The organism is Candidatus Pelagibacter sp. HIMB1509, assembly GCF_052047855.1.
Classification (GTDB): domain Bacteria; phylum Pseudomonadota; class Alphaproteobacteria; order Pelagibacterales; family Pelagibacteraceae; genus Pelagibacter.
The window spans coordinates 336,581-349,296 of sequence record NZ_JBNAIU010000001.1 but is presented as its reverse complement, the minus strand read 5'-3'; the positions used below and the strand labels follow the sequence as shown (position 1 = coordinate 349,296).

Sequence of the window (12,716 nt, the reverse complement as noted above, 5' to 3'; positions counted from 1 at the left end):
ATTGAAATACTTATCAAACAAACATGGTTTCTTAGGAATTGATAATACATTCAACTTCAAAGAAAAAGTAGTAGTCGTTCCATTTGGACTTGAAAAAACAGTTAGTTATGGCGGTGGAACAAAAAATGGACCAAAAGAAATTATCAAAGCTTCTCACCAAGTTGAACTATATGATGAGGAACTAAATTGTGAACCTTACAAAAAAATAGGTATCAAGACATTAAAACCATTCAAAATTGATAAAAATATCAAAGTAGCATTAAATAAAATTTCTAAAATCAATGGGGAAATTTTAGATAAAAAACTATTTCCAATGACTTTTGGTGGTGAACATTCAATTACACCAGGATGCATTGTTCCTTTTACAAAAAAATATAAAAATATTTGTCTTTTACATTTCGATGCGCACGCAGATTTACGTGAAAGTTATAATGGTGAAAAATTTTCACATGCATCAGCAATAAGAAGATGTTTAGATTATAAAAATGTATCTTTAATTTCTTTTGGAATTAGAAATATATCAGAAAGTGAGATTCCATTTTTAAAAAAAAATTCAAATAGAATAGATATCTTCTGGGCAAAAGATAAAAAGAAATGGAATTTAAATAAATTTAAAAAATTAATAAAAAATAAGACTATTTACTTAACGTTTGATGTCGACGGATTAGATTCAAGTATTATGCCTGCTACCGGAACACCTGAACCAGGTGGATTGTTGTGGGACGAGACATTAGAGATAATTAGAATTGCAGCAAAAAATTCAAATATAGTTGGAGCTGACATTAATGAACTTTCTCCAATTAAAGGATTCAACTCCTATAATTTTCTTGTTGCTAAATTAGCTTATAAAATTTTATCTTATAAATTTTTATATTAGACTTTAATTGGCTTAAATATTTTTAATAACATTCTAAATGGTATTAACATTATTAGTGCTACTAGCAACTTAACAGCTAAATCACCTAAAGACAAAGTTACCCAAGGAACTCCTGTTCCATAAAATGATATTGAGAAAAATAAAAAAGTATCAATAGTTGAACCAATTAATGATGAAGTTAGAGGTGCAACAAACCACTGTTTTTTTCTTAAACGATCAAATATTTGAATATCTAGCAATTGGGCTATAAGGAAAGCAACTCCAGATCCAACTGCAATTCTAATGGATATTAAATCATCGAAGTTTGTTGAAAAAAATAAAGTAAAAATAATTCCTATAAAAAAACCAAAATAAACTATTTTTCTCGCAATTATCTTTCCATAAGATCTATTTGCTAAATCAGTTATCAAAAAAGCTACTGGATAACTAAAAGCTCCATAAGTAAGAATTTCATTTAATCCATAATAATTTATTGGAAATTGAACAAGATAGTTTGAGGATAAAACAACCACACCCATCATTAAAGATAGGCTGATAAAAAATTTATTCATTAAGCAGATTTAGCTACTGGCTTTTTTTTATATGGTGATTTTAATAAAATAACTTTTTTAAGTTTTTTTAATCTTGGTGATATATTTTTATTTTTTACAGTTTTTAAGAATTCGTCAAAACTTCCTTTTTTATCAACTGATCTTACTCCTGAATTACTAACTGTTAGTTTTAAACTTCTTCCAGCAAGCTCACTTGTAAATTTTACTTTTTTTAAATTGGGTAAAAATCTTCTTTTAGTCTTATTGTTAGCATGACTAACATTATGACCCTTCATAGGAATTTTACCAGTTAGTTCGCATTTTTTTGACATAATTTTAGTGCCTATATAAGGGGAGATATTAAGGGCGTCAAGTTTATTAAAATTAAGAAAGAGTTTTATTTCCAACGATTTCTGAAATATTTTTCACTCCATCTCTAAGAAGTAATTCTTTTAGCTCTTTTTTAATGTTTGCAGCAATGTTGGGTCCCTGAAATACCATACCGGTATATAGCTGAATATAGTCTGCCCCTGACAAAAATTTATCATGTGCAGACTTCCCAGAGTCAATACCTCCCACCCCAATTATTTTAATTCTACCATTTAACAATTTAAAGAATTGATTAATAAGTAAATTTGATTTTTGTTCAATTGGCTTTCCTGACAAACCTCCTTTTTGGTGTCGTTGAATATTTTTTAAATCATCTCTAGTACTTTCTGATGTATTTGAAATAATTATTGCAGATATATCATTTTCTAAAAGAATCTCTGATATTAATTCTATTTGCTTTAAATCAATATCTGGAGAAATTTTAACTACGATTGGAATATTTATTTTCAGTTCATTTTTTTTATCTTTGATTGATTTTAGTAATTCATTTAATTTATTTTCATCATGAAAATTTCTTAAATTTTCAGTATTCGGAGAAGAAATATTAATTGTAATATAATCAGCAACTTCATGAAATTTTTCTAATCCAATTAAATAATCATTTAATCGATTATCAGAGTCTTTATTTGGTCCAACATTTACTCCTAGTATTCCATTTTTTTTATTTGATTTTATTCTATTTAAAATAGTTTCAGATCCTTGATTGTTGAATCCCAATCTATTAATTAACGCTTGATCTTCAACTAATCTAAATACTCTTGGCTTTTCGTTACCATATTGTTTTAAAGGAGTAATGGTTCCAACTTCAACAAAACCAAATCCTAATTTAAACAAAGGATTGTAAACTTCTGCATTTTTGTCAAAACCAGCAGCTATTCCTATTGGATTGCTTAAATCTTTGCCAAATATTTGTGTTCTAAAAATAGGATCATTTTTATTTTCATCAAATACATTTGATACTAAATTAAATTTTAAAGATTGAATTGCTAGAGTATGCGCTTTTTCTGGATCTAATTTGAAAATTAAAGATCTTAAATTTGAATACATTATTTGAGTTTACTCATTATAAGGTCTTTTGTTTCATTAACACCAAAAAAACTTATAAAAAATCCCATTCTTGGTCCATTTTCATCACCAAAAACCACCTCATAAATAAGTTTAAACCAATCTCTTAAATTTTCAGCATAACCATTTTCTTTTCCAGTAGAATAAATCAAAGTTTGAATTTCCTCTGGTGACATCTGATCATTGCATTTTGCTAAAGTTGAAATTAAAGCTTCAAGAGCTTTTTTTTCATCTTCAGAAGGTGTTTTGTATTTTTTTTGAGACTTAATTACATCATTAAAATATTTAATTGCGTAACCTACTAATCCATCAAAAATAGGAAAATTAGTTTCTTGAATATTGGGTTTGTATTTTTTTACAAATTTCCATAATAAATCTTTACTATCTGCATTACTTGTTTCGACTAAATTTAATAACATTGAAAAACTCATAATCATGTCTTCTTTTGGAATGCTCCCATTGTGAACATGCCACACTGGATTCATTACTAATTGCTGCTCAGTCTGTTTTTTAGATTTTTCAATGTTATCCAAATATTCATCTACTGCTTTCGGAACTATTTCTTTATAAAGTTTTTTAGCTCTTTTTGGATTTTGATACATATATAGAGATAAACTTTCTGGTGAAGCATACTTCAACCATTGATCAATAGTTATTCCATTACCTTTAGATTTTGAAATTTTCTCACCTTTTTCATCTAAAAAAAGTTCATATGCAAATCCTGATGGATTCTTTTTACCTAACAAATTAATGATTTTTGTAGATAAAATTGCACTTTCAATCAAATCCTTGCCATACATTTCAAAATCAATATCTAAAGCAAACCATCTCATTGCCCAATCTACTTTCCACTGTAATTTACAATTCCCGTCTAAAATACTGCTCTCTAATTTTTTACCTTTATTATCGAATATTATTTTAGAATTAGACTGATCAATTTCTATAACAGGTATCTCCAAAACATGACCTGTGTCAGGACATACTGGTAAAAAAGGACTGTATGTTTTTTGTCTTTCTTTCCCAAGTGTTGGTAAAATAATATTCATTATTCCTTCATAATTTTCTAAAATTATTTTCAAAGTAGGATTAAAAAAACCTGCCTTGTACAAAGATGTGGAGCTTTTAAAATTATATTTAAAATTAAAACTGTTTAAAAAATCCTTTAGCATTTCATTATTATGTTCTCCAAAACTATTAAATTTTTGGAAAGGATCAGGTACTTGCGTTAAAGGTTTGTGAAGGTTTTGTTGCAACAATTCTTGATTAGGAACATTATCTGGAACTTTTCTTAAGCCATCCATGTCATCTGAAAATGTAATAATTTCTGTTGGTAAATCTGTGAGTTGATTAAGTGCATTAACCATCATTGAAGTTCGTGCAACTTCTCCGAAAGTTCCTATATGAGGTAATCCACTTGGACCATATCCTGTTTGGAGAGTAATCTTACCTTTCTTTTCAATAAAAGCTTTTCTTTCACGAAGCATTTTTTTAGCTTCAACAAAAGGCCAAGCACTTGTCTTTTCTAGAACATCTTTTTTAATCATGAATTGCTCTTTTTAACCTTAAACTAGTGATTATATTAATTCTTATAGAGTTGAAATTTATTTACCATAAAATATTGTTCTTTCAAAATGTCTAATTACAAAACTGTTTTTTTTACGCTTGGAATTCTGCAAATAATATTGGGTGTATCAATGTTCATCCCAATTATAGTACAATTCTTTTACTCAGAGATAGACTCATCTTTCTTTGGCTCATCTATTGTAACCATAATCTTTGGAACTTTATTTTTTTTATCAAATTTAGATCACGATAAAAAACTTAATCTACAACAAGCTTTCTTATTAACTGCCCTATCTTGGATTAGTATTGCAGTATTTGGATCTTTACCGTTTGTATTCTCTAGTATTGAACTTTCAATTACAGACTCTTTTTTTGAAAGTATGTCAGGAATTACTACAACTGGATCTACAATAATCTCAGATTTAGAGAACGCACCAAAGGGTCTTCTTTTATGGAGAGCTATTTTACAATGGCTAGGTGGAATTGGAATAATTGTAATGGCGATTACTTTAATGCCTATAATGAATGTTGGAGGTATGCAATTATTTAAAATTTCAAGTAACGACTCTTCAGAAAAAATACTCCCTAAGTCAAAAGAAATAGCACTTAGATTAATTTATATTTACTCAGGATTAACAGGCCTTTGTGCAATCACTTATTGGATATTTGGTATGGGTAAATTTGACAGCTTAACCCACTCAATGACTACAATTGCTACTGGAGGCTTTTCTAACTACAACGAGTCAATTGGATACTTTAATAGTTTACCAATTGAGATTTCATCAATGTTTTTTATTATATTGGGAAGTATTCCTTTTATTGCTTATATTAAATTTATAAGTGGAAACAAAAAAATTTTTTTAAATGATATTCAAATCAAAACCTTTTTAAAAATTATAATATTCACTGTTATAATTTTATCTATTTACTTATTATTTTCTAACCAAGAAAACTTTGGTTTAAGATCAATATTTTTTAATACTATATCAATCCTGAGTGGTACTGGTTATGTAAACGCAGAATTTGATAAATGGGGCAGTTTTCCTATAACCCTGTTTCTTGCACTGATGTTTATAGGTGGATGCGCGGGTTCTACAGCTTGTGGTGTAAAAATATTTAGAATTCAAATTCTTTATCTATTTATTCTAAACCAATTAAAAAAAATAATTTATCCTAAAGGGATATTTGTAATTAAGTATGATCAAAGTGCAGTTGATGAAAAGTTTATAGCTTCAATTATTTCATTTATTTATTTTTATATCGTAATATTTTTTATTCTTACTGCATTGTTATCATTAACTGGTTTAGATTTTATTACAGCTATCTCGGGTGCCGCTACATCTATTTCAAATGTTGGACCTGGTCTTGGTCCAATAATTGGCCCCAATGGAGATTTTTCTTCATTACCAGATCTTTCTAAATGGATTTTAACAGTTGGTATGATTTTGGGTAGACTTGAGCTATTTGCAATATTAGTATTATTTTTACCATCATTTTGGAAAAATTAATTATGTCTGAAATAAATAAAACATCCTGGTTAGAATCGATTTCAGTTTACAAAGATATTCGGATGTTAAGAATTTTATTACTTGGTGCAATCAGTGGATTTCCATGGGTCTTGATTGCTAGTAGTTTAAGTCTTTGGTTAAAAGAAGAAGGATTAAGTAGATCTACTATTGGATGGGCAGGACTTATTTTTGGGGTTTATGCTTTTAATTATCTTTGGGCACCAATTATAGATAGAATTCAAATTCCTTTCCTAACTAAAAAATTAGGTCACCGAAGAGGTTGGATTGTTTTAATGCAATTAGTAATTCTATTAAGTTTACTAGTTTGGAGTATTATAAATCCTACAGAAAATTTAGCGTTGATAATTACAGTTGGATTAATCATCGCTATAGCATCAGCAACTCAAGATATAACTGTAGATGCATTAAGAATTGAACAAATTAATGAAAATGAGGGAAAATCAATGGCAGCAGGTGCTGCAATGGCTGTAGTTGGTTGGTGGACAGGTTACAAATTAGGTGGTGTAGTTGCTTTATTTACTGCAGAGTTTTTTGAAAATATTGGTATCCAAGATTACTGGCAAGCAACTTTTTTAATATTAGGTATTTTAATTATTTTAATGAATATTGCTCTGATGGTTGTTCATGAGCCAGTAAAAACTGACAGACAATCAAAGCAAAAGGAAACTGATAATTTAATTAAAGGTAAACTAGGATCTAACAATATTATCACAACTTTTGTTGCTTATATAACTGGAACAATTGGTGGGCCCATTATTAGCTTCTTTAAAAAAAATGGTTTTGCCATAGCTGCAGGAATTTTAGGGTTTGTCTTTTTGTTTAAAATTGGAGAAGCATTCATGGGTAGAATGTCGATTGTATTTTATAAAGAAATAGGCTTTTCAAAAGGACAAATAGCAATCTATTCAAAAGGATTGGGTTGGATCACAACTGTCGTATTTACTTTAATTGGTGGCGTAATGGCCATGAGGGCTGGAACTATAAAAACTATGTTCTTTGCAGGAGGTTTGATGGCGGTTACAAATCTGTTATTTGCTGTCTTAGCATGGACTGGTAAATCTGAACTATTATTTGCAATAGCAGTTATTGCTGACGATATTACTGCAGCTTTTGCAACTGTTGCATTTGTAGCATTTATATCTTTACTGGTTGATCGAACATATACAGCAACACAATACGCATTACTTGCGTCTATAGGGACTGCTGGGAGGACAACTTTAGCATCATCATCAGGAGCTTTAGTAGATTGGTTAAACGGAGATTGGGGAACATTTTTTGTCTTAACAACTATTATGGTTATTCCTTCACTAATATGCCTATGGATGATAAAAAATAAAATTAAAATTGGTGCAAAATAAATTTTATTTTACAGGTAGTTTTTCTAATATTTATAAGAAATCCTCTAAATTTTCAGAAGTAACCTCACAAATATTGTATGGAGAAAAATTTAAAATTTTATCTAAAACTAAAAATTGGATCAAAATAAAATCTAGTTTTGATAATTATACTGGGTACATTCAAAATAAAAATTATTCAAAAGAATTTAAAGCTAATTATAAGGTAAGTAGTTTAAAAGCAAATATTTATAAAAAACCAAATTTAAAAACTAATACTTTTCTGTCTTTTGGATCAAAGTTGTCAGTTAAAGAAACTAACAAAAATTTTGCCAGAATTGATAAAAATAAATGGATTAAAAAAAAAGATATAAAAAAAATAAATTATAAAGAAAACAATTTTATTAAAATCTTTAAACAATTTTTGAACATAAAATACATCTGGGGTGGAAAAAGTTACGCGGGAATAGATTGCTCAGCCCTATTACAAATATTTTACTATTATAATAATAAGTTTTTTCCTCGAGATACCAAAGATCAAATTAAATATTTTAAAGGAAACATAAAAAGAAATTATCAAAAGGGAGATATCATTTTTTGGAAAGGGCATGTCGCAATGTGTTTAAATTCCAAACAATTAATACATGCATATGGACCTGAAAAGAAAGTATTGATCATGCCTATAATTAAGACAATTAGAAGAATTGAAAATACAGCAAAACTTAAAGTTAAAAAAATAGCTAAAATTAAAATTTAGCTTCTTCCAAAATCTGGCTTATTAATATCTTGTTTGAGTTTGATTATTTTTGATCTGACTTTTTTAGTTTCAGTAAGCTTGTTAATAATAGATTTATTATTTTTTGAATTAATATCAGATTTAAATGATTTTAAATTTTTAATAAATAAATCAATAGCATTTGAAATATTTTTATTGTTATTGAAAAAAATATCTCGCCACATAATCTCATTAGAAGCTGCTATTCTTGAGAAATCTCTTAGTCCTCCTGCACTATATTTGATTAAATCATATCTTTGTTTTTTCTCAAAATCTTGAGCTGACTTAACTAAATTATATGCAATTAAGTGAGGCAAATGACTAGTTATTGAAAAAATTTTGTCATGTTTTTCTGGTGACATGATTGTTACTTTTGATCCAATCTTCTCCCAAAATTTTTTCAGAAAATTTAAATTTTTTTTAATTGTATTTTTTTCTTTAATTAAAATACACCATCTGTCTTCGAACATGTTACTCTTTCCGTGCTGTGGTCCACTTACTTCAGAACCAGCAATTGGGTGACTGGAAGTCCATGCAATTCCTTTTTTTAAAAATTTTTTTATTATTTTTGATGATTCAACTTTTGAAGAACCAACATCAGTAATTAATGTTTTAGGAGAAATATAATTATTTATTTTCATAATAATATTTTTGTATTCACTCATAGGTGTACAAAAAATAATAAAATTAGATTTTGTTACAGCTTCTTTTAATGAACTAACTACTTTTCCAGGTAATTTAAGATTTTTAATTCTTGATATATTCTTTTTTGACTTTTCATAAATATATACCTTATCTGCCAATTTATTTTTGTGTATAGATCTTAAAACTGAAGATCCAAGTAAACCACACCCTATGATTAAAATATTTTTCATTTAACTAAAAATCTTTCTCACTGCATTCATGAATATTAAATTTTCTCTAGATGAGCCAATAGTTAATCTCAATTTGTTTTTAATATGATAACCATCTTCAGTAGATCTTAATATAATTCCTTTATTTTTTAATTTTTGGTAAAGAAAATTTGCTGAATGTTTACAGTCATCAAAATTTAATAGTAAAAAATTTGCTGATACAGCGTTTGAAAAAATGTTATATTTTTCGAGAAATTTTTTTAATTTATTTGCATAATTTAAATTATGTCTAATAGATTTTTGAATGAATTGCTTATCCTTCAAAGACTCTGCGGCCGCAACTTGAGCCAAACCATTTACATTAAAAGGTGGTTTAATAACATTTAACGCTCTAATTATTTGTTTCGATCCATATCCCCAACCAATTCTTAATGATGCCAAACCAAACATTTTAGAAAATGTTCTCAATATAAATACATTGTCTTTATTTTTAAATAATTCTAAACCAGAGCTGTAATCATCATTTTTCATATATTCTGAGTAAGCATCATCAATTACTAATAAAATATTTCTATTCAACTTTCTTCTAAGTTCTAATGTCTCTTTTTTAGTTAAATATGTTCCTGTTGGATTATTTGGATTTGCAATAAAAACTATTTTGGTTTTCTCAGATACTTTTTTCAATATTTCTTCAATTGAAACTTTAAAATTATTTTCTTTTGCAAATACAACTTTTGCACCAACAATTTTTGCATAAATCCTGTACATTAAAAAACTATATTGAGGAACAATCACCTCATCCTTTGGATGTAGATATAATTGACATAACATTTGAATTACCTCGTCAGAACCTGCTCCACATACAATTTTATCAAAATTACACTTGTATGCTTTGGATATTGCCATTTTAAGATTGGTAGATTTTCCATCTGGATATTTATCTAATACTAAATTTTTTTGAGATATTGCTTTCTTTGCTAACGGGCTCATCCCTAGAGCAGACTCGTTAGCTGATAATTTAATGACCTTTTTAATTTTGTTAATTTTAGATTTGCCAGGCTTATAAGCTTCTATGTTAAATTTTTTAAATTTAGGTGTACTCATTTTTTTTATTTTTATGAGCTCTTTATAGATAAAAAAACAAATATTTATAGAGAATATGATCTTATTTTAAAAAATTGACATAAATTACAAGTTCTTGTACAAAATTTATGCGCTGATTTAACTGAATTGCGAGCGCTTAAAAAAAACCGCTAAAATAGTTTTTTTTCTCACAATTCATCTAAAGGCTTTAAAATGAATACAGAAAAAAATATTAAGACATTAATTATAAAGAAACCTCTTAAATTGGATTGTGGTAAAACTATAAACAATTTTCCAATTGCATTCGAAACTTATGGGTCTTTAAATGAGAATAAAGACAATGCTATATTAGTATTTCATGCACTAACTGGAGATCAATTTGTAACTGGTTTAAATCCTGTTACTAAAAAAGACGGTTGGTGGAGTTTTGCTGTAGGTCCAGACAAAGCAATAGATACCAATAAATATTTTGTTATTTGTTCAAATGTAATTGGTGGATGTATGGGATCTTATGGACCAAGCCATAAAGATCCTGAAACACAGAAAACTTTTGGAACTGATTTTCCAGTTATTACAATTAATGACATGGTGAATGCACAATATAATTTACTTGAACACTTTGGAATTGATAAACTATTTGCAATTACCGGAGGTTCCATGGGAGGTATGCAAGTTCTTCAATTTATCACCAACTTTCCTGATAAAGCTAAAACTGTTATACCCATTGCTACAACCTCAAGTCATTCAGCACAAAATATTGCTTTTAATGAACTAGGAAGACAAGCAATCACTGCTGACAGCGATTGGAAAGATGGAAATTATGAAGCTAATAACACCAACCCAGGCAAAGGGCTTGCTGTTGCAAGAATGGCAGCTCATATAACTTATCTCTCAAAAAAAGGTTTGCAGGAAAAGTTTGGGAGAAAATTGCAAGAAAGAGAAGATTTGAAATTTGGTTTTGATGCAGATTTTCAAATTGAGAGTTATTTGAGATACCAAGGATCTGTGTTTGTAGATAGATTTGATGCAAACAGTTACCTCTACATAACTAGGGCTATGGATTATTTTGATTTAGTTAAACAATTTAATGGAAATTTGTCTGATGCATTTAAAAATACAAAAGCTAAATTTTTTGTTATTTCTTTTACTTCTGATTGGCTTTATCCAACCCAAGAAAATAAAGATATTGTTATAGCTTTAAATTCTATTGGAGCAGATGTTGGTTTTGTAGAAATTGTATCTGATAAAGGTCACGACTCTTTTTTATTAGATGTACCTGATTTTTTAAATGCTCTGAAGAATTTCTTAGACAAATCTTATATAGAATTAAAAAATGAAAAATGAATTTAAAGTAATATCAGATTTAATTGAGGATAATAAAAAAGTTTTAGATGTAGGTTGTGCAGATGGAACTTTGATGCAATTTTTAAAAAAACATAAAAATATAAATGTAAGAGGGCTAGAAATTTCTAAGGAAAAAGTACAAGAATGTATTGCAAAAGGATTAACTGTAATAGAAGGTAACGCAGAGAAAGACTTAAAACAATTTCCTGATAAATCGTTTGACTATGTAGTATTGAGTCAAACACTCCAAGCATTTTTAAGCCCTGAAATTGTTTTAGATGAACTTTTAAGAGTTGGAAAAAAAGCAATTGTAACGATACCAAATTTTGGTAATTGGCAAGTTAGATTGCATCTATTATTTAAGGGCACAATGCCAATAACAAAATCTTTACCGGAACAATGGCACAGTACACCTAATTTACATATGTGCACAATTAAAGATTTTGTAAATTTTATAAAATTTAAAGAAATTAAAATGATAAAAACTTTAGCTTTAAATAGTAACAACACTTCAAATATATCAAATAGTAATTTAGGAACTAAAAATTTATTTGCTGATCTTGGAATATTTTTAATAGAAAAATAAATGAAAGTTGAAATTATACCGTGCCTACAAGATAATTATAGTTATTTAATTATTGATAATGAAAAACAGGAAGCATGTGTTGTTGATCCAAGTGAAGCTAAACCAATAATCAATTACTTAAAAGATAAAAATATTAAATTAAAATATATCTTAAATACTCATCATCATTATGATCATGTTGGGGGTAATACTGAATTAAAAAAAAAATTTGGATCTGTTGTTTTAGGATTTAATGGAGATGCAAAAAGGATACCAGAGATTGATATCTTGTTAAAAGATAATGAAATTTGGAATAGTGGAAATTTTAAAGCTAAAATTATTCATATCCCTGGACACACAACAGGACATATTTGTTTTTATTTTTTTGAAGAAAACTTACTATTCACCGGAGATACTCTCTTCTCACTTGGATGTGGTAGAATTTTTGAGGGTACATATGAACAAATGTATAACTCTTTAAGTAAATTAAAATCTTTACCTAAAGAAACAAAAATCTATTGTGGCCATGAATATACTTTAAATAATTCAAAATTCTGCTTGAAACATGATTCTGAAAACTCTTCTTTGTTAAAGAAAATAGAATTTATAAAACAACAAAGAAATAATAATTTACCTACTATTCCATCAACCTTACAAGATGAAATTGATTGTAATATTTTTTTAAGAGCTAATGACCTAAAATCCTTTTCAAAATTAAGGGATTTAAAGGATAATTTCTAACTAATTCAGCTTGACTATAAGCTTCCGGTAACTATATTGCGGTTACTTAAATTTAATATTCATACT

The 12,716-nt window shown here is 27.8% G+C and carries 13 protein-coding genes; 7 read left to right on the top strand and 6 right to left on the bottom strand.

What is annotated here, in order from left to right:
* The first annotated feature begins 1 nt into the window (after position 1).
* Positions 2–877: an agmatinase gene (gene speB / locus ACTTBO_RS01805; protein WP_440655998.1), complete on the top strand. Its 876-nt coding sequence runs from the start codon at positions 2–4 to the stop codon at positions 875–877.
* On the opposite strand, the gene ACTTBO_RS01800 is transcribed toward speB, so the two are convergent.
* From ACTTBO_RS01800 to ACTTBO_RS01785, 4 genes are read right to left on the bottom strand one after another with little or no spacing between them, the layout of a single operon-like run.
* Positions 874–1,428: a queuosine precursor transporter gene (locus ACTTBO_RS01800; RefSeq protein WP_440655996.1), complete on the bottom strand. Its 555-nt coding sequence runs from the start codon at positions 1,426–1,428 to the stop codon at positions 874–876. The two genes, speB and ACTTBO_RS01800, sit on opposite strands and share 4 nt — an antisense overlap.
* The gene (gene rpmB / locus ACTTBO_RS01795) at positions 1,428–1,739 is read right to left on the bottom strand and encodes a 50S ribosomal protein L28 (protein WP_075506505.1); all 312 of its coding nucleotides are present in this window, start codon (positions 1,737–1,739) and stop codon (positions 1,428–1,430) included. The genes ACTTBO_RS01800 and rpmB overlap by 1 nt, the downstream gene beginning before the upstream one ends.
* Positions 1,740–1,791: 52 nt before the next feature.
* Positions 1,792–2,844: a quinone-dependent dihydroorotate dehydrogenase gene (locus ACTTBO_RS01790; protein WP_440653117.1), complete on the bottom strand. Its 1,053-nt coding sequence runs from the start codon at positions 2,842–2,844 to the stop codon at positions 1,792–1,794.
* On the bottom strand, positions 2,844–4,406 hold the full coding sequence (locus ACTTBO_RS01785; RefSeq protein WP_440655994.1) for a lysine--tRNA ligase: 1,563 nt from the start codon (positions 4,404–4,406) through the stop codon (positions 2,844–2,846). Before ACTTBO_RS01785 ends, ACTTBO_RS01790 begins: the two co-directional genes overlap by 1 nt.
* 87 nt (positions 4,407–4,493) lie before the next feature.
* Between ACTTBO_RS01785 and ACTTBO_RS01780 the strand changes: the two genes are divergently transcribed.
* Genes ACTTBO_RS01780 through ACTTBO_RS01770 form a run of 3 tightly spaced genes read left to right on the top strand, consistent with a single transcriptional unit; the run spans position 4,494 to position 8,045 of the window.
* Positions 4,494–5,933 carry a TrkH family potassium uptake protein gene (locus ACTTBO_RS01780; protein WP_440655992.1) on the top strand — a complete coding sequence of 480 codons (1,440 nt, stop codon included), beginning with the start codon at positions 4,494–4,496 and terminating at the stop codon, positions 5,931–5,933.
* A gap of 2 nt (positions 5,934–5,935) precedes the next feature.
* Positions 5,936–7,312: an AmpG family muropeptide MFS transporter gene (locus ACTTBO_RS01775; protein ID WP_440655991.1), complete on the top strand. Its 1,377-nt coding sequence runs from the start codon at positions 5,936–5,938 to the stop codon at positions 7,310–7,312.
* Positions 7,302–8,045, top strand: coding sequence for a C40 family peptidase (locus ACTTBO_RS01770; RefSeq protein ID WP_440655990.1), 744 nt, complete (start codon positions 7,302–7,304; stop codon positions 8,043–8,045). The genes ACTTBO_RS01775 and ACTTBO_RS01770 overlap by 11 nt, the downstream gene beginning before the upstream one ends.
* Here ACTTBO_RS01770 and ACTTBO_RS01765 read toward each other — a convergent pair.
* Positions 8,042–8,938, bottom strand: coding sequence for a prephenate dehydrogenase (locus ACTTBO_RS01765; protein ID WP_440655988.1), 897 nt, complete (start codon positions 8,936–8,938; stop codon positions 8,042–8,044). The genes ACTTBO_RS01770 and ACTTBO_RS01765 overlap by 4 nt on opposite strands.
* Positions 8,939–10,021, bottom strand: coding sequence for a histidinol-phosphate transaminase (gene hisC, locus ACTTBO_RS01760; protein ID WP_440655986.1), 1,083 nt, complete (start codon positions 10,019–10,021; stop codon positions 8,939–8,941).
* A 192-nt stretch (positions 10,022–10,213) separates the two neighbouring features.
* Between hisC and metX the strand changes: the two genes are divergently transcribed.
* Genes metX through gloB form a run of 3 tightly spaced genes read left to right on the top strand, consistent with a single transcriptional unit; the run spans position 10,214 to position 12,650 of the window.
* Entirely contained in the window at positions 10,214–11,344 is a 1,131-nt protein-coding gene (gene metX, locus ACTTBO_RS01755; protein ID WP_440655984.1) for a homoserine O-acetyltransferase MetX, read from the top strand.
* Positions 11,334–11,930: a methionine biosynthesis protein MetW gene (gene metW, locus ACTTBO_RS01750; protein ID WP_440655982.1), complete on the top strand. Its 597-nt coding sequence runs from the start codon at positions 11,334–11,336 to the stop codon at positions 11,928–11,930. The genes metX and metW overlap by 11 nt, the downstream gene beginning before the upstream one ends.
* On the top strand, positions 11,931–12,650 hold the full coding sequence (gloB, locus tag ACTTBO_RS01745; RefSeq protein ID WP_440655981.1) for a hydroxyacylglutathione hydrolase: 720 nt from the start codon (positions 11,931–11,933) through the stop codon (positions 12,648–12,650). It begins immediately after the preceding gene.
* The last annotated feature ends 66 nt before the right edge of the window (positions 12,651–12,716 follow it).

What these genes read in the sequence shown, in the direction of transcription:
- hisC (WP_440655986.1), bottom strand. Translation starts at nt 10,021, where the DNA reads ATGAGTACACCTAAATTTAAAAAATTTAACATAGAAGCTTATAAGCCT.
- ACTTBO_RS01765 (WP_440655988.1), bottom strand. Translation starts at nt 8,938, where the DNA reads ATGAAAAATATTTTAATCATAGGGTGTGGTTTACTTGGATCTTCAGTT.
- rpmB (WP_075506505.1), bottom strand. Translation starts at nt 1,739, where the DNA reads ATGTCAAAAAAATGCGAACTAACTGGTAAAATTCCTATGAAGGGTCAT.
- metW (WP_440655982.1), top strand. Translation starts at nt 11,334, where the DNA reads ATGAAAAATGAATTTAAAGTAATATCAGATTTAATTGAGGATAATAAA.
- ACTTBO_RS01775 (WP_440655991.1), top strand. Translation starts at nt 5,936, where the DNA reads ATGTCTGAAATAAATAAAACATCCTGGTTAGAATCGATTTCAGTTTAC.
- ACTTBO_RS01800 (WP_440655996.1), bottom strand. Translation starts at nt 1,428, where the DNA reads ATGAATAAATTTTTTATCAGCCTATCTTTAATGATGGGTGTGGTTGTT.
- ACTTBO_RS01780 (WP_440655992.1), top strand. Translation starts at nt 4,494, where the DNA reads ATGTCTAATTACAAAACTGTTTTTTTTACGCTTGGAATTCTGCAAATA.
- ACTTBO_RS01790 (WP_440653117.1), bottom strand. Translation starts at nt 2,844, where the DNA reads ATGTATTCAAATTTAAGATCTTTAATTTTCAAATTAGATCCAGAAAAA.
- ACTTBO_RS01785 (WP_440655994.1), bottom strand. Translation starts at nt 4,406, where the DNA reads ATGATTAAAAAAGATGTTCTAGAAAAGACAAGTGCTTGGCCTTTTGTT.
- metX (WP_440655984.1), top strand. Translation starts at nt 10,214, where the DNA reads ATGAATACAGAAAAAAATATTAAGACATTAATTATAAAGAAACCTCTT.
- gloB (WP_440655981.1), top strand. Translation starts at nt 11,931, where the DNA reads ATGAAAGTTGAAATTATACCGTGCCTACAAGATAATTATAGTTATTTA.